The 22,799-nt window shown below is 30.1% G+C and carries 23 protein-coding genes; 6 read left to right on the top strand and 17 right to left on the bottom strand.

Annotation, left to right across the window (positions count from 1 at the left end):
* Positions 1–13: 13 nt before the first annotated feature.
* From H9I45_RS12095 to H9I45_RS12020, 16 genes are all read right to left on the bottom strand, one after another.
* The gene (locus tag H9I45_RS12095; RefSeq protein ID WP_088352782.1) at positions 14–3,220 is read right to left on the bottom strand and encodes a TonB-dependent receptor; all 3,207 of its coding nucleotides are present in this window, start codon (positions 3,218–3,220) and stop codon (positions 14–16) included.
* Between the two features lie 215 nt (positions 3,221–3,435).
* Entirely contained in the window at positions 3,436–5,004 is a 1,569-nt protein-coding gene (pgi, locus tag H9I45_RS12090; RefSeq protein ID WP_088352781.1) for a glucose-6-phosphate isomerase, read from the bottom strand.
* 4 nt (positions 5,005–5,008) lie between these two features.
* Positions 5,009–6,289 (bottom strand): peptidoglycan DD-metalloendopeptidase family protein, encoded by a 1,281-nt coding sequence (locus H9I45_RS12085; protein ID WP_088352780.1) that lies wholly within the window; start codon positions 6,287–6,289, stop codon positions 5,009–5,011.
* Between the two features lie 125 nt (positions 6,290–6,414).
* Positions 6,415–7,185, bottom strand: a complete 771-nt coding sequence (locus H9I45_RS12080) for a DUF3108 domain-containing protein (protein ID WP_088352842.1) — start codon at positions 7,183–7,185, stop codon at positions 6,415–6,417.
* 144 nt (positions 7,186–7,329) lie between these two features.
* A complete protein-coding gene (locus tag H9I45_RS12075) occupies positions 7,330–8,247 on the bottom strand; it encodes a tryptophan 2,3-dioxygenase family protein (RefSeq protein ID WP_088352779.1) in 918 nt (305 codons plus the stop codon).
* A 180-nt stretch (positions 8,248–8,427) separates the two neighbouring features.
* Positions 8,428–9,588 (bottom strand): 4-hydroxyphenylpyruvate dioxygenase, encoded by a 1,161-nt coding sequence (gene hppD / locus H9I45_RS12070; protein WP_088352778.1) that lies wholly within the window; start codon positions 9,586–9,588, stop codon positions 8,428–8,430.
* Between the two features lie 121 nt (positions 9,589–9,709).
* Positions 9,710–10,879 carry a homogentisate 1,2-dioxygenase gene (locus H9I45_RS12065; protein WP_088352777.1) on the bottom strand — a complete coding sequence of 390 codons (1,170 nt, stop codon included), beginning with the start codon at positions 10,877–10,879 and terminating at the stop codon, positions 9,710–9,712.
* A 279-nt stretch (positions 10,880–11,158) separates the two neighbouring features.
* Complete coding sequence (locus H9I45_RS12060; RefSeq protein WP_088352776.1) at positions 11,159–11,665, bottom strand: ferritin; 507 nt, start codon at positions 11,663–11,665, stop codon at positions 11,159–11,161.
* Between the two features lie 94 nt (positions 11,666–11,759).
* Positions 11,760–12,047, bottom strand: a complete 288-nt coding sequence (locus H9I45_RS12055) for a hypothetical protein (protein WP_088352775.1) — start codon at positions 12,045–12,047, stop codon at positions 11,760–11,762.
* 66 nt (positions 12,048–12,113) lie between these two features.
* Positions 12,114–12,455, bottom strand: coding sequence for a hypothetical protein (locus tag H9I45_RS12050; RefSeq protein ID WP_088352774.1), 342 nt, complete (start codon positions 12,453–12,455; stop codon positions 12,114–12,116).
* Positions 12,456–12,631: 176 nt separating this feature from the next.
* On the bottom strand, positions 12,632–13,687 hold the full coding sequence (locus H9I45_RS12045; protein WP_088352773.1) for an NAD(P)/FAD-dependent oxidoreductase: 1,056 nt from the start codon (positions 13,685–13,687) through the stop codon (positions 12,632–12,634).
* A 197-nt stretch (positions 13,688–13,884) separates the two neighbouring features.
* The gene (locus H9I45_RS12040) at positions 13,885–14,121 is read right to left on the bottom strand and encodes a NifU family protein (protein WP_088352772.1); all 237 of its coding nucleotides are present in this window, start codon (positions 14,119–14,121) and stop codon (positions 13,885–13,887) included.
* 3 nt (positions 14,122–14,124) lie between these two features.
* Positions 14,125–15,270, bottom strand: coding sequence for an Mrp/NBP35 family ATP-binding protein (locus H9I45_RS12035; protein WP_088352771.1), 1,146 nt, complete (start codon positions 15,268–15,270; stop codon positions 14,125–14,127).
* A 278-nt stretch (positions 15,271–15,548) separates the two neighbouring features.
* Positions 15,549–15,881, bottom strand: a complete 333-nt coding sequence (locus H9I45_RS12030; protein ID WP_088352770.1) for an MGMT family protein — start codon at positions 15,879–15,881, stop codon at positions 15,549–15,551.
* 107 nt (positions 15,882–15,988) lie between these two features.
* Entirely contained in the window at positions 15,989–16,660 is a 672-nt protein-coding gene (gene trmB, locus H9I45_RS12025) for a tRNA (guanosine(46)-N7)-methyltransferase TrmB (protein WP_088352769.1), read from the bottom strand.
* A gap of 9 nt (positions 16,661–16,669) precedes the next feature.
* The gene (locus tag H9I45_RS12020; protein WP_088352768.1) at positions 16,670–16,891 is read right to left on the bottom strand and encodes a DUF6341 family protein; all 222 of its coding nucleotides are present in this window, start codon (positions 16,889–16,891) and stop codon (positions 16,670–16,672) included.
* A 407-nt stretch (positions 16,892–17,298) separates the two neighbouring features.
* Here H9I45_RS12020 and H9I45_RS16485 point away from each other — a divergent pair, with 407 nt between their 5' ends.
* On the top strand, positions 17,299–17,859 hold the full coding sequence (locus H9I45_RS16485) for a hypothetical protein (RefSeq protein WP_140422719.1): 561 nt from the start codon (positions 17,299–17,301) through the stop codon (positions 17,857–17,859).
* Here the strand turns inward: H9I45_RS16485 and upp are convergent.
* The gene (gene upp, locus H9I45_RS12010) at positions 17,854–18,507 is read right to left on the bottom strand and encodes a uracil phosphoribosyltransferase (RefSeq protein ID WP_088352766.1); all 654 of its coding nucleotides are present in this window, start codon (positions 18,505–18,507) and stop codon (positions 17,854–17,856) included. The genes H9I45_RS16485 and upp overlap by 6 nt on opposite strands.
* A gap of 175 nt (positions 18,508–18,682) precedes the next feature.
* Here upp and lysM point away from each other — a divergent pair, with 175 nt between their 5' ends.
* The 5 genes from lysM (at position 18,683) to nadD (ending at position 22,761) form a co-directional block, all read left to right on the top strand.
* Positions 18,683–19,153, top strand: coding sequence for a peptidoglycan-binding protein LysM (lysM, locus tag H9I45_RS12005; RefSeq protein ID WP_088352765.1), 471 nt, complete (start codon positions 18,683–18,685; stop codon positions 19,151–19,153).
* Positions 19,154–19,298: 145 nt separating this feature from the next.
* Positions 19,299–20,186: a DMT family transporter gene (locus tag H9I45_RS12000; RefSeq protein ID WP_088352764.1), complete on the top strand. Its 888-nt coding sequence runs from the start codon at positions 19,299–19,301 to the stop codon at positions 20,184–20,186.
* 284 nt (positions 20,187–20,470) lie between these two features.
* The gene (locus H9I45_RS11995; RefSeq protein WP_088352763.1) at positions 20,471–21,325 is read left to right on the top strand and encodes a YicC family protein; all 855 of its coding nucleotides are present in this window, start codon (positions 20,471–20,473) and stop codon (positions 21,323–21,325) included.
* A gap of 70 nt (positions 21,326–21,395) precedes the next feature.
* The gene (gene gmk / locus H9I45_RS11990) at positions 21,396–21,995 is read left to right on the top strand and encodes a guanylate kinase (protein ID WP_088352762.1); all 600 of its coding nucleotides are present in this window, start codon (positions 21,396–21,398) and stop codon (positions 21,993–21,995) included.
* Positions 21,996–22,179: 184 nt separating this feature from the next.
* Positions 22,180–22,761 (top strand): nicotinate (nicotinamide) nucleotide adenylyltransferase, encoded by a 582-nt coding sequence (nadD, locus tag H9I45_RS11985; RefSeq protein WP_088352761.1) that lies wholly within the window; start codon positions 22,180–22,182, stop codon positions 22,759–22,761.
* The last annotated feature ends 38 nt before the right edge of the window (positions 22,762–22,799 follow it).

Raw genomic sequence — 22,799 nt, 5'->3', positions numbered from 1 at the left:
TAAATAAGTAAAATTATTTAAAGATATATCTTATTCCGATTTGCATTTGCCATCTAGAAGATTGTAACCCAGAATCATCTACAGTTAATATATTTGTATTATCTGGATTAAAACTAAAAATTGGAGTAGTTCCATCAGTATCAAAACCTTGATTGGTTAAAACTGAAGCTTCACCGAAATTAGAAACAAATTTTCTTACACCCCATTTTTTATTCAATAAATTTGTGAAATTAAAAATATCAAAAGTTGCTTGAAATGTGTGCTTTTTCTCGCCAATGTTTAATGAAAAATCTTGTAATAATTTCATATCTATTATATGACTCCAAGGTGCGAATTGTGCATTTCTTTCTGCATATTGACCTCTTCTAGAGTTTAAATATTCGTCATTACTAATAAATTTATCCAATGCAGCCCATTGTTCTGCAGATGTAAATCCATTTTCTCCATCTTTTAAAACAATATCGCTTTGATTTATAGGAATATAAATTAATGCATTATCACGAGAATCGTCGTTTAATAGATCTCTTCCTTCTCTATAAATATGAGAATAAGGTCTTCCTTGATTTCCTTCATAGAAAACAGAAACAGTTGTTTTAGCATTCTCATTCCATTCATATTCATAAGATAAATTTGAGAAGAATCTATGACCTTGAGCAAATTGTGATCTACCAATAGTAGATCTATTTTTTCCATTTACAGATAATTGGTTTCTCCATTGAGATTTATTTTGAGAACTAGTTCCTTCAAAAATATTTTTTGAATCTCCATAACTATAAGTTACTCCACCTGTAAGACCATAAAAAGGTGTTGTTTTTCTTAATGATAAAGATGTGTTCCAAGAACTTCCTTCAGATGTATTAGATGCTAAAATAATAGATCCATAAGTACTATCAACTCTACCACTACTTCCTCTATTCCAAAGTGGTCTATTGTCACCAGTTCCTGTTAAAGTAGTTGTTGGGTCTTGTAAATTTATATTTTGATAGTTAATTGCAGAAATATTATCGTTATAAATAAAATCTCCACTTAAAATAAATCCTCCAGGTAATTTTTGGTCAACTGCAAGGTTATATTTTAATACTTGAGGTAGTTTAAAATCTGGCGCAAATAAATCTATATCTCCACCTACACTTCCAGAGCCTGGTAATACATCAACTGGTTGATTATTAACATCTGCTGTAAATGAATTTACTCCACTATTTGTAAAATAATAACCTCCTGTAACACCATTGTTATTGTAAGTTCCACCTGGCCAAACTAAAGGTAATCTAGAAGTAAATACTCCAATACCTCCTCTAATTTGTGTCTTAGATTCTCCTTTTACATTCCAATTAAAACCAACTCTTGGTGAAAAATGAACATTAGTACTTACTTTTTTACCTACTCTAGCTCCTTGTAATCTTTCTTCTCCTAGTAATGAAACTGTTCTAGTATTAAAATCTTCATTGGCAATACCATCTTCCCAAATAGGAAGATCAAAACGAAGACCAGCAGAAAGTTTAAAATCATCTGTAATATCTATTTCATCTTGAAAATAAATTCCTAATTGAGCTACGCTAAAATCTGCAGAACCACTAGAATCGTTTCCAGCTCCAGGAGATATTAAAGAGTAACCTCTTTGATAATTTGAAGGTGCTCCTCCTGCAATAAAGTCAGATACAGAATCATATTCGTAATACCCAAAATTATTTGCAAAAAATAAGTTTTTTGCAGAAGAAAATTCGTTATGAGTACCTATTGTTATTTTGTGCTTTCCAGAAAATATTTCTACATTATCTGTAATTGTTAAGATAGATTGTTCTAATAAATTAGCCGTAGAAAATTGTTCAGAACCTAATCTAATTCTTCCTTCACCATCTTCAATATTAACAAAAGGAAAAGGAGTTCCAAAAGGATCTCTATCATCATTTACAGATGTATAACCAATTACAAAGTTATTTGAAATTTTATCGCTAAATCTAGAGTTAATCTCTAATGAAGTAGAGTTTGTTACAGAAGGAAATTTAATTGCTGTATTGTAAAAGTTAATATTAGAATTATTTGAAGAATTAGCACTTATTTGCTCTGCTTTTACATAAGAGTGTTTAAGAGATAAAGTGTGTTTTTCATCTATATTCCAATCTAACTTCGCAATTAATTTATGGCTTTCTAACTTATTTAAGTTATCTTCAAAACCACCTGGATTATAGTTATATGTATTTTGTAAAAAATCACTTAAGTTATTTAAATCTGTAGTATTTGAGTCTCCTACATAATTAGAGACATCAAATGGTTGAGGAGTTTCATCATTTTGTCTTTCATAATTAACAAAAAAGAATAATTTATCCTCTACAATTGGACCACCAACTCTTAAACCATAAGTTAAAGCAGAAAATTCATTTAATTTTTTTCTATTCGTTTCTGAAATTGCAAACGGTGTTTTACCTGCTAAATTTTCATTTCTGAAAAAAGAATAAACAGATCCTTCAAAATTGTTTGTTCCTGATCTAGTTACTGCACTAATTGCTCCACCAGCAAATCCAGAAATCTTAACATCAAATGGTGCTACACTTACTTGAAAAGATTCAATAGCATCTATAGAAAAAGGGTTAACACCTGTCTGCCCTCCATTTGTTCCAGAACTTGCCAAACCAAACACATCGTTATTAACAGCACCATCAATATAAATAGCATTATATCTATTATTTTGACCAGCAATTGAAATTTGGTTATCTCCAGTTATTTGAGCTTGTGGAGTTAATCTAACAAAATCTGCAATACCTCTTGATATAGAAGGTAATTTTTGAATATCTTTTTGAGAAATATTTGTCTCAGAACCGTTTTTATCAGCTCCAAATATTCCATTATTTTGAGATCTTACAATAATCTCGTCTAATGCATTAGCATCTTCATTAAGAGAAATATTAAATTTCTTTGAGCCACCTAAACCTAACATAATATTATTTTCAATATATGTTTTGTAACCAACATAAGAAATAGTTATTTTATATGGCCCTCCAGATTTCATGTTAGAAATCCTAAAAAATCCATCAAAATCTGTAGATGCACCATACCTTGTTCCTGTTGGTGTATGAATAGCTAAAACGTTTGCTCCTGGTAGAGTTTCGTTTTTATCGTCAGTTATTTTACCACCTATTGATGATGAAGTAACTCCTTGTCCTAAAACTGTCGCTGTTACAAAAAATAAAGCTACAAATAATAAGTTTTTAAAATGTTTCATTTATAAATTTTAGATTATTTAATTTCTGCAAAATTCTTGCTTTTACAGATGCCTAATGTTAACTTAATGTTAAGGTTTAACAAAAAATTAAGATATCTAAAATTACAAAAACATGTATTAACATCTAAAAATCAATTAATTACATATTAACAAACTTATTAACCGAAAATAAGAGAAGGTTAAATTTTTGAGGTCTCTACTTAGAAAATGACTAACTATTGTTTATTTAATAGTTTTTTAGCTAATTCCTTTCCTAATTCTACACCAAATTGGTCGTAACTATAAATATTCCATAGAATACCTTGTGTATAGATTTTATGTTCGTATAAAGCGACTAATTTACCTAAAGAGTGTGGTGTTAGTTTATCGAAAAGAATTGAGTTACTTGGCCTGTTTCCTTCGAAGACTTTAAAAGGTAATAATGTTGCTATTTTATCTTCATCACCAGAAAATTTTAATTCTAAATGAACCTCTTCTTTCGATTTCCCGAAAGCCAATGCTTCCATTTGACCATAATAATTAGCCATTAACTTTTTATGATGGTCTGTTAAACCGTATAAAGATTCTTTATAGCCAATAAAATCGCAAGGAATTAATTTTGTTCCTTGGTGCACCAATTGCATAAATGCATGTTGCATATTGGTTCCTGTACTTCCCCAAACAATAGTTCCTGTTTGGTAATTTATCTTATCTCCATTTCTATCTACACCTTTTCCATTACTTTCCATAATGGCTTGCTGTAAATAATCTGGCAACTTCTTTAAATACTGTGTGTAAGGTAAAACTGCTTCTGTTTCTGCTCCATAAAAATTATTGTACCAAATGCTTAATAAAGCTAAAATTACTGGAATGTTTTTATCGAAATCTGTATTTCTATAATGCAAATCCATTTCTTCTGCTCCATCTAATAAAGCTCGGTAATTATCGAAACCAACAGATAAACTAATAGATAAACCAACTGCAGACCAAAGAGAGAAACGACCTCCAACCCAGTTCCACATTGGAAAAACGTTTGCTTTGTCTATTCCAAAATTATCTACTGCTTCTAAATTTGTTGAAACTGCCACAAAGTGTTTTGGAATATCGAAAATTGTTGCCGATTTTAAAAACCAGTTTTTAATTGTTTCTGCATTTGTAATTGTCTCTTGTGTTGTAAATGTTTTGGAAACGATTACGAATAAAGTAGTTTCAGGATTTAAGTTTTTAATAATTTCTGAAACATGATCTCCATCTATATTCGAAACAAAATGTGTTGTTAATTGGTTTTTATAATATTGTAGTGATTCTACAATCATATCTGGCCCCAAATCACTTCCACCAATACCAATATTTACAACATCTGTAATCGATTTTCCTGTGTAACCTTTCCATTTTCCAGAAATAACTTTATTACTAAAGCTTCTAATTTTTCTTAAAGCGGTTTGTATTTGTGGTTTTACATTTTTTCCTTCAACTAAAACTGGGTCTTCAGAATTACTTCTTAAAGCTGTATGTAAAACTTCTCTACCTTCTGTTACGTTAATTACTTCTCCATTAAATTGCTTTTCAACAGCATCTTTTAAATCGACTTCATTTGCCAATTCAACTAATAAATTAATGGTTTCTTGTGTAATTCTGTTTTTAGAAAAATCTACTAATAAATCATTCAATTCTAAAGAAAAGTCTGCTTTTCTATTCGCATCTTTATACAAATCTTTAATGTTGATATTTTCAACTTCATTAAAATGATCTGTTAATTTTTGCCACGCGTTTGTTTTGGTTGGATTGATATTTTTTAATGCCATTTCTTTAGTTTTGTGCAACTTCTTCTGTAATTACTGAAGGTTCTTCTGTTGGTAATTGATTATAATCTAATTGATATTTTAAAGGTTCTATAAACTTTAAAAATCTTGGTTTTATCTTTTTATCTAATGGTTCTGCTTCAGGTAATTTTGTTTTTGGGCTTAAAGGATCTACTTCCCTACCATTTTTCCAAAAACGATAACAAACATGTGGACCTCCAGTATTCCCTGTCATTCCTACCCAACCAATAATATCTCCTTGTTTTACGTATTGTCCTTTTTTAACATTACGATTTTTCATATGTAAATATTGGGTTGAATATGTACTATTGTGTTTTATTTTCACGAACTTACCATTACCTCCTCTTCTTGTAGATTCTACAACAGTTCCGCTAGCAGTTGCTATAATTGGAGTTCCAATATTTGCAGCAAAATCTGTACCTCTATGAGGTTTAATTCTGTTTCCATAATAAGCAATTCTTCTCTTTAAATTATATCTTGAAGAAATTCTATATTGGAATTTAATGGGTGATTTTAAAAACTGACTTCGTAACATATTTCCAGCTTCATCGTAATATTCTGGAATGCCTTGTATAGAATCTGCTATAAAACGAAAGCCATATAAATCTTGACCATTATGTTTAAAAACTGCTGATTTTATCTCGCCATAACCAGCAAATAAAGAATCGTTTATAAATTTTTCTTCGAAAACAAGTTTGAAAGAATCTCCTTTTTGAAGTTTGTAAAAATCTAATGTCCAAGCATAAATATCTGCAACACTATTGGTTAAATTTGCAGATAAATGCAAACTATCCATCGCATTTGAAAGATTGGAATGTATTTCGCCTTCTACAATTCTTTCTACCGTTTTTATTGGCTGTAAATAGGTATGTGCTTTTACAATAGAATCCGAAAAATCTACTACAGTCGCTCTAATTTTATCATTTTTATAAATAAATATTTTTGCTTCTTCAAGAGAATCTTTACTTGCCAAAATCGTGTAAGGCTTCCCTGCTCTTACTCTTCTTACATCAAAAATATCTTTAATGGAAGTCGCGATTTTATTAATTTTCGGGTATGTAACATGATGCCTGTCTAATATATACCCAAAACTTTCGCCACTTTTAATGGTATCTTGAATTACTTTATAATCGTCAATTTTATAACCATACCTGTAAACGGGTTTTGGCTTTACCGGTTTTATAGGTGTAGGAACTGGCTTTTTTTCAGCATTATTACATGCTGAAAAAGCGATTATAAACAATAAAAGGTACAGTGCTTTTTTCAAAAAAATGGGAGTGATTTTATAAGTTGCCCAAAAGTACAAATAAAATTGCTTTATTTTAAATCTAACCCATGAAGTTCCTATAACGGTTTCGTTAAAGTTTTTATAATTTTACTAGAAGTAAACTCTTATTTTGTTTTAAAAGAATTTGCCAAACCTTTATACTGTTCCAACTCTGCCCTTAAAGAACCTACAGACAAATCTGCTTTCATTTTAATTGGAATTTTATTAGCGTCGTCTGTAATCCAAATAGTAACACTTTCTTGCGCTTTAAAAACTCTACCAGATTGTACCAAAGGCCTAAATATTAATGTATTTACGTCTCCAAATTTTGTATCCAATACTTCTTTACCTAAAAAACGAAGTTTAAAAGGATAGATTTGTGCGTCCATAAACATGTCTATTGCTATTTCATCTCCCTTTTTCATGTTTTTTACATCTTTATTTCTTAAATAGTAAAATGACGACAACATATCTTGCACATTAGAAAAAGCGACAGAAGTATCTTTTTGCTTTGTGAAATCTTGGATATATGCTTGGTTTGTATTATAATTAAAAGAAGTATTTCGATGCTTTTTATAACCACCTTCATCTATTTTTCTTTTAAATAGATAAGGTTTTACATCATCTTTATCGAAATAAGATTCATAAACATCGTCTACTTTAAAAAACCATTTTATCATACCAGATGTCCAACCAGAACCTTTGGTATGAAACACTTTTTTTCCATTTAACTCTGTTTCTTCTACTTCTAAAACTGCAGTTCCAGCTCTTAAAAAACCACTGTAACTCATTTTATAACGAAGCCATTCTCCACTTTTAAAAGCGTGTTTTTCTTCCTGCCCAAAAACAGAAATTGTTAAGAATAAAACGAATATTAATATTGTATTTTTTTTCATAGTTACCAAACTTATAAAAAAGTAATGACAATTACCATTCCAAAAAAGAAAAAAAGTCATTTACAGCAGTATTGCAAATAACTTTTTAACGTTTTCTTTAGCCTCCTATCTTCACTGGAATAATAGTTACATTTATAATCTCATTTAAAAGGTTCCCCAATTTTTTAATTCTTCTTCACTCCATAAATATGGGAAAAATATTCTTCTTTGATATTTTGGATGCATGTATTTTCTCCAATTACTACCTCCTGTTGCTTCTAAATCTTTCTCTTTTCCACCTATATATTTTCCTGCGGCGTTATAATGAGCCATTACCCATTTTACATTTACTGTATAATCGTAATGACGCATTGCTTTTATTAAATCTTTATTTTCTTGAACTTCTTTAGGAAGTTGTTTAAATTTTAGAGATAAATTAATGTCGTTATAATCTTCCATAAAATCGATAAACTCTCCAATATACTTTTCTTCAAATAAATTTAACAATGTCGATTTTTGTCCTGTTGTATAATTTTTACCTGCAGCTTGCCAATACAAATGGTTATATGCGTGTTTAAATGAAGAACTTCTATCAATATCGTCTCTAAAACGCGCATCAATTAAGTTGATAAGTTCAGTAGATGCAAATTCAATTTTACGGTATTGTGCTGATTGAAAACCACTTGCAGGCGTTAATGTATTTCTAAATTTTAGATATTGTTCACGTTCCATTCCATCTGCCATTACAGAAAATGAACTGCAAAGCATATCAAAATATCTACTGATTCTTCCCAAATGCATCGAAAATTTATCTGCGCTAACTTCTACCGTTTTTGCAACTTGGTCTATTTCCCAAAGTATCATTTTAAACAACAACTCGTTAACTTGATGATACATGATAAAAACCATTTCATCTGGTTGCGTAGTTCTTGGCGTTTGCAAACCTAAAAGTGCGTCTGTCTGAATATAATCCCAATACGTAATTGGTGTGCTGTGCAATAAACCTTCTAACATGGCATCTACTGGTACACCTAATTTATCGTACTTTTCTTCTATTGCTTTTAAAATTTCGTCTCTGTTCATTTTTTTTAAAAATCAAGATATGAGAACAAAGAAACAAGACTTTATTTTGAAAATCTAATTTATTTGCTGAATTAAGAAAATTTTATTTATTGAATAAAATAAAAATAAAAAACCAAGATTCAAAAGGGTTAAGTCTTGTCTCTTGGTTCTATTTTCTCTTTTCTTTAATCTATGTACTTTCTAAAGCGTTCCTCTTTTTGCTTGTTCTCTTTCTATAGATTCGAACAATGCTTTAAAGTTTCCTGCTCCAAAACCTCTGGCTCCCATTCTTTGAATGATTTCAAAAAACAACGTTGGTCTGTCTTCTACTGGTTTTGTAAAAATTTGTAATAAATAGCCTTCTTCATCAGCATCAATCATGATTCCTAAACCTTTTAGTTTTTCGATATCTTCTCTTAATTCGTGGCTATGTTCTTCTAATCTTCCAGGAACTGCTCTGTAATATTCTTCTGGTGGAGTTGATAAAAACTCGATTCCGTTTGCTTTTAATTGCGAAACAGTTTTAATAATATCGTCTGTTGCCATTGCAATGTGTTGCACGCCTGCACCTTCGTAAAAATCTAAATATTCTTCGATTTGAGAACGTTTTTTTCCTTCTGCTGGTTCGTTTATTGGAAATTTAATTCTACCATTTCCATTCGACATTACTTTACTCATTAACGCTGAATATTCTGTATGAATCTGCTTATCGTCAAATGATAAAAAGTTGACAAACCCCATTACATCTTCATAGAATTTTACCCATTTATTCATTTGGTTCCAACCCACATTACCTACCATATGATCTATGTATTTTAACCCAGATGTTGGTGGATTGTAATTTGATTCCCATTTTTGAAAACCTGGTAAAAATGCTCCTTTGTAATTTTTACGCTCTACAAACATGTGTACAGTTTCTCCATAAGTGTAAATTCCTGCTCTTACAACTTCACCAAACTCGTCTTTTTCTACAGTTGGTTCCATATAAGATTTTGCGCCACGTTTTGTAGTTTCTTCGTAAGATTTTCTGGCATCTTCTACCCAAAGTGCCACTATTTTAACGCCATCTCCATGTTTTACAATATGATCGTTTATTGGTGATTTACTGTTTAAAGGTGTTGTTAAGATAATTTTGATTTTATCTTGCGTTAATACATAACTCACAGAATCTTTTGCGCCAGTTTCTAATCCACGATAAGCGTAAGACTGAAAACCAAATGCTGTTTTATAAAAATGTGCAGATTGCTTTGCGTTACCAACGTAAAATTCTACATAATCTGTTCCTAAAAGTGGAAGGAAATCTTGTGCTCCTTCAAATATTTTTTCTAATCCGTAATTAACTGATTCTATTTTTTTTGACATCTTTTTGATGATTTTAATATTTTGTAAATACTATAAGCCTGCAAACAAGTTTAGCCCTGATTGAAACGACATCCTTTTTGCTTTTTTGCAAAAAGATATAGTGGAAAGCAGGAAATAGCTTCTAATGTTTATTTTCTTCCAACCACGATTTATAATAATCTTCATCGGCAATTTTCATGGCTTCTTCAGTAACCTGCAAAGGTTTAAAAGTGTCTACCATAACTGCCAATTCTTCGGTTTTGGTTTTACCAATACTTTTTTCTGTGGTTCCTGGATGTGGACCATGAGGAATTCCTGCTGGATGCAAGGAAATGTGACCTTGATCTATATCGTTTCTGCTCATAAAATCGCCATCTACATAATATAAAACCTCGTCTGAATCGATATTACTATGATTGTAAGGTGCAGGAATTGAGTTTGGATGATAATCGTACAAACGTGGCACAAAACTGCAAATTACAAATGCGTTAGTCTCAAAAGTTTGATGAACTGGTGGTGGTTGATGAATTCTACCAGTAATTGGCTCAAAATCGTGAATTGAAAACGCGTAAGGAAAATTATAACCATCGTAACCAACTACATCAAAAGGATGAGAAGCGTAGGTCATTTCTATAATTTCGCCTTGTTTTTTTACTTTGATTAAGAAATCGCCAAGTTCATTATTTGTTTCTAATTCGTAAGGTCTTCTTAAATCTCGTTCACAAAATGGTGAATGTTCTAACAACTGACCAAACCAGTTTCTGTAACGTTTTGGCGTGTAAACAGGACTGTAAGATTCTACGATAAAAAGTCTGTTGTTTTCATCATCGAAATCTAATTTATAGATAATTCCACGTGGAATTACTAAATAATCTCCATATTTAAAATCGAGATTTCCCAAATGCGTTCTTAATTTTCCTGTTCCTTTATGGATAAAAATCACCTCATCTGCATCTGTATTTTTGTAGAAATAATCTGTGGTAGATTTTTTTGGTGCTGATAAAATAATATTACAATCGGAATTTGTTAAAACAATTTTTCTGCTTTCTAAATAATCGTTTTCTGGTTTTACTTGAAACCCAATAAACTTATAAGATTGAATATTATTTGCTTTTGCAATTTTTGGTTTTACTGAATATTGTTTGCCAATATGTTTGACCATTGTTGGTCTGTATTCGTGATAAGAATTGGTGGACATTCCATCAAAACCAATAGTACCAAACAATTGTTCGTAATATAAACTGCCGTCTTTTTTACGGAATTGTGTGTGTCTTTTAGGTGGAATTTCTCCTAATTTATGATAAAAAGGCATAAAAAATATTTAATTGTTGAACTGTTTAATTGTTTGTTTCAGCTTTATAAATGAGAATCTGAAACAGGTTAGAATAACAACAAATAACTCTCTATTCAGGATTGCGTTTTATTAAGTATTTTAAGTGAGAAAGTAAATCTAAATACATTTCAATCGATTTCGTTTGTTGTTCAAATATACGAAAACTATAAGTATTTATTTTTGAGTGCTATTAAAATTTAAAAACAAAAAAACCGAAACTTTAAAGTTTCGGTTTTGCTAATATTTCTAGAATTTGTTTTACGCTGTTGGTAAACGTTCGTCGATCATTTTTAATGGCATATCTCCCATTAATTCGAAAACGTCTAAAATGCTTCTAACTGTATCTTCTTCTTCTACTTGCTCGTTTACAAACCATTGTAAAAATACTTCCGATGCAAAATCGTCTACTTTTCTGGCTTGTTTAAAACATTTATAGATAGATTGAGTTACGTGTATTTCTTGGTCTAAAGATTTTTCGTAAATTTCTCTTAATCCTTCAAAATCGTTATTTACTTCTGGAATTGAAGGAGAAATTGCAGCGCCGCCAGCATCATTTATAAAGTTAAAAATCTTCATTCCATGTTCTCTTTCTTCTTCTGCTTGTTTATAGAAAAAAGCTTTACTATTAGTAAGTTCTCTTTGGTCGCACCAAGAAGCCATTGCTAAATAAGAGGCAGATGCGTGCATTTCTAGTGCGATTTGATCGTTTAAAACATCCATAACTTCTGGATGAATTGTCATTTGTCTTCTTATTGCTGTTTTCATGATATCGTGTTTTATACAAAGATACTGTAAAAAATGGTTGTTTTGTTGATGTAAAAAAAATTTAAAAGCAGTCTAAATAAAGATACTTTTGCTTTTAAAACTCCGAAAAAGTGTACGAAATTTCTTCTTTTAAGTCTAATAATGTAGGAATATCTAAAAACACTAAATGTTTTCTGTCTGCAATAAATAGCAAAACAAAATTTTCATTCGAGATAATGTGTTCTATATTATCTAAAGTGGTTAAAAGATTTATTTTATTTCTTAAATGAAGTACTTGTGGGAAAGTAAGTGTCATTACTTTTTCGCCTATCTTTAATTGATAGTTACAAAAAGTATGTTTTTTAAGCTGAATATTAAAAGTTACGTCACTTAACATTTCCATGGCGCAAATATAAATCTTATTTAGAATAAATAAAAATAATATTTAGGAAAAGTGAATTTTCTTTATTTATATAAAATATTCAACTCCTAAAAGTTGATACAAAGGTGTAAATGCAACTAAACCGATTAAAACACAAACAAATACTTTAACAAAAGTTGAAGTTGATTTTTCAGTAATTGTAAAATTTGCATCCAAACTATTTGATTGTAATATAATGTCTTTTGATTCGTAGATTGGAGTTTCTAATTTGTCTTTTGATGTTATGCTTTTTGGAATTTTGTTATAATAAGCAAGTAATATTGAAATCATAATAAAAGAACCTAAAGCAAATATTAATAAATCATAGCCATTTGGTTCATTATAGTAACCAAAACAATTTATTACTAAAAATTTTATATTAAATATCATAGTTATAATTTTTATCTAAAATAAGAAATTAATTAACATAGTTTGGATTCCTGCCTACACAGGAATAACAAAATGAAAAAACCTTGTCATTTCGAGTGAAGCGATAGCGTAATCGAGAAATCTTTAGATATAATAATAAAAAGATTTCTCCACAAGGTCGAAATGACATAATCTAATTACTCTATCTTTTTAACAACTGCTTTTGGGGCTTCTTTACGTGTTCCGTCAAAACCATCTACACCACCAACTGTTGTGTATTTCATTACGTATTTTTTATCTGGAAAAATTCTTTGAAATGCACTCTGACACATCAATGTTGCTTCGTGGAAACCACAAAGAATCAGTTTTAACTTTCCTGGATATGTATTTACATCTCCAATTGCGTAGATTCCTGGAATATTTGTTTGATAATCTAAAGCGTTGTTTACTTTAATGGCGTTTTTCTCGATTTCTAATCCCCAATTGGCTATTGGCCCTAATTTTGGCGACAAACCAAAAAGAGGAATAAAATGATCTGTTTCAATCGTAAATTCTTCTCCACCATTTTGTATCACAGAAACACCTTCAACTTTGTCTGTTCCTATAATTCCTTTTACTTCTGCAGGTGTAATCATGTTAATTTTACCAGCATCTTTTAATTCTTGCACTTTATCAACAGAATCTAAAGCGCCTCTAAATTCGTTTCTTCTGTGAATTAATGTAACTGAAGAAGCAACATCTGTTAAAAAAATAGACCAATCTAAAGCGGAATCTCCACCTCCAGAAATTACTACTTTTTTGTCTCTGTAAAATTCTGGATCACGAATAATGTATTCTACTCCTTTATCCTCAAAATTTGCAATGTTAGGAATTGGTGGTTTTCTTGGCTCGAAAGAACCTAATCCACCAGCAATTGCAACAACTTTTGCCTGGTGTTTTGTTCCTTTATTTGTGGTTACAACAAAAGTTCCATCTTCTTGCTTGTCGATGGTTTCTGCACGCTCACCTAATGTAAAACCTGGTTCAAATTGTTTAATTTGTTCCATTAATTTATCGGTTAAATCGCCTGCTAAAATTTCTGGATATGCAGGAATATCATAAATTGGTTTCTTTGGGTAAATCTCTGAACATTGCCCACCAGCTTGTGGTAACGCATCTATTAAATGACAACGCAGTTTTAATAATCCTGCTTCAAAAACGGTGAATAATCCTGTTGGTCCTGCACCAATAATTAAGATATCTGTTGTAATCATTTCTTTTATTTTTTAAAACCTCACAAGATTTTATTCTTATGAGGTTTTTTTATGTTGATGAGCGCGTTAGGGATTGAACGGCTTGTTTGAGCTCTTTTTTATTTTTCTTAAAAAAAGCGAGTAGTGAAAGCCCGACCTTTTTAGGGAACGCCCAAAATTATAATATTAAACTTATCTAAAAACTGATTTTTATCAGTTTAGGCAACGTTTATAACTTCTTCTATTTGTGGAGCGTACTTTTTAATGGTTGCTTCTACTCCGTTTTTTAGCGTCATTTGATTTACTGAACAACCTGTGCAAGCGCCTTCTAATTGTACTTTTACAATAGAATCTTCGATTGAAAGTAATTTGATGTTTCCTCCATCGCTCATTAAAAACGGGCGGATTTCATCTAACGCTTTTTCTACATTACTTAATGTTTCTTCTGCTGTCATAATTTATTTTTTTACTGAACTACAACCACTCATTGTTGTAATTCTTACCACTTCTGTTGGTGGTAAATTCTCGTTTCTTTTTAATAATTGAGCAACCATTTCTTTGGTAATGTTATTGAAAGCTTCTTCTAAAACGGTTCCATTTTGTAATGCTACTGGATGCCCAACATCGCCAGATTCACGAATACTTTGTACTAAAGGGATTTCGCCTAAAAACTGGGTTTTAATATCTTCTGCCAAGTTTTTTGCACCATCTTTTCCAAAGATATAATACTTATTATCTGGCAATTCTTCTGGTGTAAAATATGCCATATTTTCTACGATTCCTAAAACGGGAACGTTAATGTTTTCTTGTTGGAACATGGCAACTCCTTTTTTAGCATCTGCCAACGCAATGTTTTGTGGTGTACTAACTACAACTGCTCCATTTATTGGTAAAGCTTGTACGATTGATAAATGTACATCTCCTGTTCCTGGTGGTAAATCGATTAAAAGGAAATCTAATTCGCCCCAAGCTCCATCGAAAATAAGTTGATTTAACGCTTTTGATGCCATTGGTCCACGCCAAATTACTGCTTGGTTTGGATCTGTAAAAAACCCTAAAGACAATAATTTTACTCCGTAATTTTCGATTGGTTTCATTTTAGATCTTCCATCTACTTTTACAGAAAGTGGTTTTGCTTTTTCTACATCGAACATAATATGTTGCGATGGTCCATAAACATCTGCATCTAAAACACCAACATTAAAGCCCATTTTTGCTAAAGAAATAGCTGTGTTTGCTGTAATTGTAGATTTACCAACTCCTCCTTTTCCAGATGCAATTGCAATAATGTTTTTAATATTTGGAATTTCTTTACCACGAATTTGATTCGGATTTGAATTTTCTTTTGCAACTGGTTTTTCTACAGTTACATTCACTTTTACGTCTATATCTTCAGAAACATTGCTTTTAATTGCTTTTGTAATTTCTGATTCAACTTTCTTTTTTGCCTGTAATGTTGGATTGCTAATTGTAATTTCTACAATTACTTCGTTACCAAAAATTACGATGTTTTTTAAGTTGTTATTTTCCACCAAACTCTTTCCTTCTCCAGGAGCAGTAATGGTTTCTAATGCTTGTTGTATATTTTGTTTGTTAAAACTCACGTCTTATTTTTATTTAATCTTGATTACAAAGATACGCTTAACTGTTTAAAAAAGAAAGCTTGTGGATTGTGAAAATTTATAGATTGATAAGTGGAAATGATATAGTTTTTTCTTTTGAAGTATTTTATTTCTAACAAAAACACAGAATCGCAAAGGTTTTATAAGTTGAAGTTGGTTATTTTGAATAATTACTGTTTCTTTTTACCACATAGGAACATAGAAAACATAGCCTATATTTGTGATTTTTTGTTAAACTCTGAGTAATAATAGTTGAGGTTTTAGGATAACTCTTCCATTGGATTCCAAAAAACAGTTTCTAAATCTTGAATTTGATTATCAACAACCACAATTCCTTCACTTTCTAATAGTTGTTGCATTAAGTTTGTGCCATCGAAATGATGTTTTCCTGTTAATAATCCTTTTCGATTAACAACTCTATGTGCAGGAACATCTTCTAAATTATGTGCTTTATTCATTGCCCAACCTACCATTCTTGCAGATTTTGCTGCACCTAAATATGTTGCAATTGCTCCATAACTTGTTACTTTTCCATGTGGAATTAAGCGAGTAACATTATATACTTTATCAAAAAAATTATCAGATTTTTTCACTTTTGAAAGATAGGAAATCTTGGATAGAATTTTAATAATAAACCCCAAAAGGGTTTAAAACTCTTTCGGAGTTTATTTATATTATAAAATTCGTGAATTCATAAAACCTAATATTTCAATCTAAATTGAATATAAGTAATAGGTTTGTTTACTGCTAAATATTGATTCTCATAAAAAGTTTGTGTTTCCATTACTTCTTTTGGAGAACCTTCGTTTTTATAAACATTGTGGTTTGCATTCAAAATTTCGTGACCTTCTCCATGCAATAAACCTAAAGTGTAACCGTGCATAAATTCGCTGTCGGTTTTTAGGTTCATTATTCCATTTTCGTTTAAAATATGATGGTATTTCTTCAGGAACTCAGAATTTGTCATTCTGTGTTTTGTACGCTTGTATTTTATTTGTGGATCTGGGAACGTAATCCAAATTTCAGAAACTTCGTTTTCTGCAAAAATAAAATCTACCAACTCAATTTGTGTTCTTACAAACGCAACATTTGGTAAATTTTCTTCGATTGCAGTTTTTGCACCTCTCCAAAAACGAGCACCTTTTATATCGATTCCAATATAATTTTTATTCGGATTTTTTCTAGCCAAAGCGATTGTATATTCGCCTTTTCCACAACCCAATTCAACAATAATCGGATTCTCGTTTCCAAAAAAAGAATGCCATTTACCTTTGTGAGAAAAGTCGGTTACAACTTCTTCTCTTGTTGGCTGAATGACATTTTTGAACGTTTCATTTTCTTTGAAACGTTTTAGTTTGTTTTTGCTTCCCAAAGTGTAAAATTAAGCTCTGTCTTCTGTTCCCTCTCTTACAAATCGCTTAGATTCTTTCATCCAATATGCAAAAAGAACTAATAAAACTAATAGAAATAACCAGTTTACTGTGTTAGAAATCCACCATCCAAAATCTGCATGTGCTACACTTGTGCGTAACCAATTAAAAGGGATAAATAAAAGATCTGTAAATAAACTACCAATCCATCTAAAAATATTGCTTGCTATCATAACTTAATTATCTTTACACTGCAAAAATAACAAAAGAAACGATGCTAGCCAATTTTTTAAGCAAATCTAAACCAATCAATTTTATTGTGCTTTTAACACTGTTCTTTTGCATCTTCTTATTTGATGTTATTACAGTTTATGCTTCTGAAGGTTTTACGTTTACTATTTTACTAGAAAGTTTTGGGTTTTTATCACTTTTTCTACTCATTTTTTTCTTTTACAATTTTGTAATTTCAAAAAACAATTTAACACACGATAACAGCTACGCTTTCTTTATTTTTGCAGTGTTTTTGAGCTATTTTATCATCAAATTATTTTCTTTTAAAGTACTTTTTTTATTACTTATCTATATTCTTTTCCTAAGAAAAATTTACAGTTTAAAATCTCCTAAAAAAGTACTTCAAAAATTGTTCGATAGCGGTTTTTGGCTCGCCATTTTATTCTTTATTGAACCCTTTTCTGCAATGTTTGCTTTGCTAATTTACGTGGCAACTTATGTGCATCATAAAATAACGATTCATACTTTATTTGCGCCAATTGTTGGTTTTTCTGCTCCTTTAATTATTTATTATGCGTATTCTTTGTGGGTTAATGAAGTTTCAATTTTTACAAATCTCTTCATATTTAATCAATTTAATGAGATTTCTTTTTATACCGAAAATAATTTTTATTGGATTGTAATTGCTATTATTACACTTACTTTTATTGCTTATTTTTTAAAAACACCGAAAGCACTTTCTGTAAATAATTCTTTCAAAAAAAATTGGATTATTTTAACATTCCACATACTTATTTCCATCTTTTTTGTGCTTTTAATTCCTGAAAAAACAGGTGTGGAATTTCTTTTTCTAATTTTTCCAGCATCTATAATTGTAGCAAATGGAATTGAAATGGTAAAAAATGATTTGATTAAGAATGCTGTTTTTTATTTAATGCTAATTAGTGCTGTCTTGTATACTATATTATAATTTCGTTCCATAAGCCAAATCTCCAGCATCTCCCAAACCTGGAACAATGTATCCCTTGTTATTTAATTTATCGTCTATGGTAGCAATCCATAATTTTGTGTTTTCTGGGAAATTATTTTCAACAAAATCGACACCTTCTTTAGAACCAATTACAGAAACAATATGAATTTCTTTTGGTGTTCCATATTTTTTAATTGCTTCGTAAACTGCAACCAAACTTTGTCCAGTTGCTAACATTGGATCTGCCAATAACAAAGTTTTATTGTTTATTGATGGCGAAGCAAAATATTCGACAATAATTTCGAATTCACTATTATTTTTAGGATGATGCCTGTATGCAGAAATAAAAGCATTTTCAGCATCATCGAAATAATTTAATAAACCTTGGTGTAAAGGCAAACCTGCTCTTAAAATGGAACACAAAACAACATCATTATAAGACAATTGCATTTTTTTCTTCCCTAAAGGAGTTTCTACATAAACTCCTGAATACGAAAGATTTTTACTTAATTCATACCCTAAAATTTCTCCAATTCTTTCGATATTTCTTCGAAATCGAAGCGAATCTTTCTGAATTTTAACATCTCTAATTTCTGCAATAAATTTATTTAGAATCGAATTATTTTCAGCAATATGATATATTTTCATTTGTAGTGTGTTTCTAACAAAATTACGAAAAAGAAAATCATATTTTTTATGTTGATGAAATTATAGCTTCACAATAAATAGTACCTTAAAATAAACAGAATTCTTTTTTTCATCATAAAAAAATGTATATTGTAACTTATTAAAATGAATATTAACAATTAAAAAAGTTTAAAAAATGGGAATTTTTTCATTTATCAAAAATGCTGGAGCAAAAGTTTTCGGTATTGGTAAAACAACAGAAGAAGAAAATGCAGAAAAATCTGGTCAATTAAGAAATGCAATTACAGCCTTAGAATTAGAGGTAAAAGATTTATCTATTGAAGTAGATGATGATGCTGTAAAACTTTGGGGAGAAGCTGCAGATCTTGCAACTAAAGAAAAAGTTGTTCTAGTTGTAGGAAACACTAATGGAGTTGCATCTGTAGAAGATAATATGTCTGTTGCAGAAGTAGAAGTTATTGAAGAAGCAGATATGGCACAATTCCATACTGTAGTAAGTGGAGATACTTTAGGTAAAATTGCAAAAAATTATTATGGAAATGCAATGAAATATCCTGTTATTTTTGAAGCAAACAAACCAATGTTATCTCACCCAGATAAAATTTATCCAGGTCAGGTTTTAAGAATTCCGCCATTAGTAGACTAATACTATTTTGGTATAAATAAAAATTCAACCAAAAGTCAACCAACTTTTCATAAAAGAGTTTCAATTTATTTTGAAGCTCTTTTTTTGTGCCTTATTATAAAAATATCCTCAACTTTGTAGCTTCATTTTTGCAACATAATTTATTATGAATAAAAGAGTTTTAGCAATAATTGCAGTTAGTATTGCCACTTTAATTTACGGAGTAAATTATACGATTGCAAAAGACGTTATGCCAACCTACATAAAACCTTATGGCTTTATATTTATTAGAGTTGTGGGTGCAACTACCATTTTTTGGATTTTAGGTTTATTTATAAAATCTCAAAAAATTGAAAAAGAAGATTACAAAAAAATTCTTTTGGCTTCCTTTTTTGGAGTTGGTTTAAATATGCTCTCTTTTTTTAAAGGTTTAAGTTTAACAACGCCAATTAGTGCTTCTGTAATGATGGTAACCTCACCAATTATGGTGTTAATTTTTTCGAGTATTCTTATTAGAAAAGCGATTGGAAAACAAAGAATTATAGGCGTTTTTGTTGGTTTAATTGGTACTATTTTATTAATAACTTATGGAAATTCTTCAAACGGAACTGCAACAAATAATAATCTTGGTAATTTCTTGGTTTTTGTAAATGCTTCTTCTTATGGTTTGTACTTGGTTTTAGCGAAAAATCTAATCAAAAAATACCATCCTCTGGTTTTTGTAAAATGGTTGTATTTATTCGGACTTATTTTTATAATTCCTGTTGGTTATTGGGAATTTTCGGAAATTGTTTGGGAGGCAATTCCGACTAATATTTATTGGAATATTGGTTTTGTGGTCGTCTTTACGACTTGTGTAACTTATCTTTTCAACTTGTATGGTTTATCTAAATTAAAACCTACAACAGTAAGTGTTTTTATCTATTTACAACCTGTAATTGCTTCTATTTATGCCTTAATTGTTGGTAGCGATTCTTTAAATTTAGTTAAAATTTGTGCTACTTTACTAATCTTTTTTGGGGTTTATTTGGTGACGAAACAGGTGAATAAATAGGCACCAATTTCATTAAAAATACGAATTAATTTTGATGAAAAAATGCCACGAATTAACGAAATAATTCAAATGGATTTCTATTGATTTTGATGAAGAATGCCACAAATTCACGAATTAATACTGAAAACATGTTGATTGTTTTTAAAAAGAACACAAAATTCGTGAATTCGTGACAATAAAATTTAACGAGTCTATTTTGTATTTTACTTCAATAATAGCTCAAAAAAACATTATTAAAACTATATTTGCAACTTATTAAAAATGACGAATTTATGATTCAATCTATGACTGGTTATGGAAAAGCAGTTTTACAATTGCCTACCAAAAAAGTAACGATAGAAATTAAATCTTTAAACAGTAAAAACCTCGACTTAAACGTTCGAATTCCCTCTTATTACAAAGAACAAGAATTAAATGTTCGTAAAAAACTGGCTAGTGCATTAGTTCGTGGAAAAGTAGATTTTTCTATTTTCGTTGAAATGACTGCAGATGAAACTTCAACCGTTTTAAATAATGGGGTTATACAACAATACATGCAACAATTAAGAAATGTTGTACAAACAGGAAGTTCGGATGATGTTGAATTACTGAAAATGGCTGTTAGAATGCCAGATGCATTAAAAACAGAACGTGAGGAATTAGATGAAAACGAATGGAATATCATCAACGAACATATAGATATTGCCATTAAAGAAATTGTACAATATAGAATTGATGAAGCTGCTTCTTTAGAGATAGATTTTAAAGAAAGAATTACAAATATTAGAACGTATTTAGAGGAAGTAAAAGCTTTGGATGGAGATAGAGTAGAAAATGTAAAAACGCGTTTAAAAAAGGCAATCGACGATTTAAAAGTAGATACTGATGAGAATCGTTTTGAGCAAGAATTAATTTATTATTTAGAGAAATTAGATATTAATGAAGAGAAAGTTCGTTTGGCAAATCATTTAGATTATTTCTTACAAACTTTGGCTTCTGAAGATTCTAATGGAAAAAAATTAGGTTTTATTGTTCAAGAAATGGGACGTGAAATTAACACAACTGGTTCCAAAGCCAATTTTGCACCAATGCAAAAAGCAGTAATTCAAATGAAAAATGAATTGGAGCAAATTAAAGAACAGATTTTAAACGTACTGTAAATTTAGGTTTCGACTACACTCAACCAGACATTCCTTTCTGTCTTTAGAGTGAAAATTATATTTTATTAAAATGAAAGATTTTAAAGGAAAATTATTCGTGTTTTCTGCACCTTCAGGTTCTGGAAAAACTACTATTGTTCGTCATTTATTAGCACAAGAAAAATTCAATTTAGAGTTTTCTATTTCTGCAACTTCAAGAGAACCAAGAGGTTTCGAAAAAGATGGCGAAGACTATTATTTTATCTCTTTAAGAGATTTTAAAGATAAAATTAAAAATGATGAATTTCTAGAATGGGAAGAAGTGTACAGAGATAATTTCTATGGAACTTTAAAAAGTGAAGTTGAAAGAATTTGGGCGCAAAAAAAACATGTTATTTTTGATATTGATGTGGTTGGAGGACTTCGAATTAAGAAAAAATATCCAGAAAAAACATTATCGGTTTTTGTAAAACCACCAAGTGTGGATGAGTTAAAAATCCGTTTGAAAAAGCGTAAAACAGAAAGCGAAGAAAAAATAAATATGCGAATTGCAAAAGCTTCTGTAGAATTAGCAACTGCACCTCAATTCGATAAAATTATTAAAAATTACGATTTAGATGTTGCTTTAAAAGAAGCAGAAGATTTAATGAGTGAGTTTTTGAATGAGAAGGAAGTTGGAAGTTTGGAGTAGGAAGTTGGAAGTTGGAAGTTGGAAGTTGGAAGTTGGAAGTTGGAAGTTGGAAGTTGGAAGGTAAATTAAGTATTAAATAAGTATAGAAAAAAATTAAAAAGCGTGAAGTTGGAAGTGGGAAGTTGGAAGTTAAATACTGACTGAATACTTCAAGCTCCCAACTTCCCACTTCAAACTGTTTACAATGAAAATCGGTTTATATTTTGGCACTTTTAATCCAATTCATGTGGGGCATTTAATTATAGCCAATCACATGGTTGAAAATTCTGATTTAGATGAAATTTGGATGGTGGTAACACCACATAATCCATTTAAAAAGAAAAGTTCTTTGCTGGAAAATCATCATCGATTTGAGCTAGTTTATAAAGCAACAGAGAATTATTCGAAAATTAAACCTTCGGATATTGAGTTTAAGCTACCTCAACCAAATTATACTGTTTTTACTTTAGCACATATTTCTGAACAATATCCCAACAAAGAATTTTGTTTAATTATGGGTGAAGATAATTTGAAGAGTTTTCATAAATGGAAAAATTATGAAACTATTTTAGAGCATCATCATATATATGTTTATCCAAGAATTTCTGAAGGAAAAGTGGAAACTAGATTCGATAATCATCCGAAAATCCATAAAGTGGAAGCTCCAATTGTAGAAATTTCTTCAACAATGATAAGAAATGGAATTAAAGAGAGTAAAAACATACAACCTATGTTAACCAAAGAAGTATGGAACTACATAGACGAAATGAATTTCTACAAAAAATAATTTAATTATTTTTATTCCGTTATTAAACAAATACGCTC

Source organism: Polaribacter haliotis (assembly GCF_014784055.1).
In the GTDB taxonomy this organism is placed as follows: domain Bacteria; phylum Bacteroidota; class Bacteroidia; order Flavobacteriales; family Flavobacteriaceae; genus Polaribacter; species Polaribacter haliotis.
Note: the sequence above shows the minus strand (reverse complement) of the source record. Positions and strands in the feature narration are given on the sequence as shown.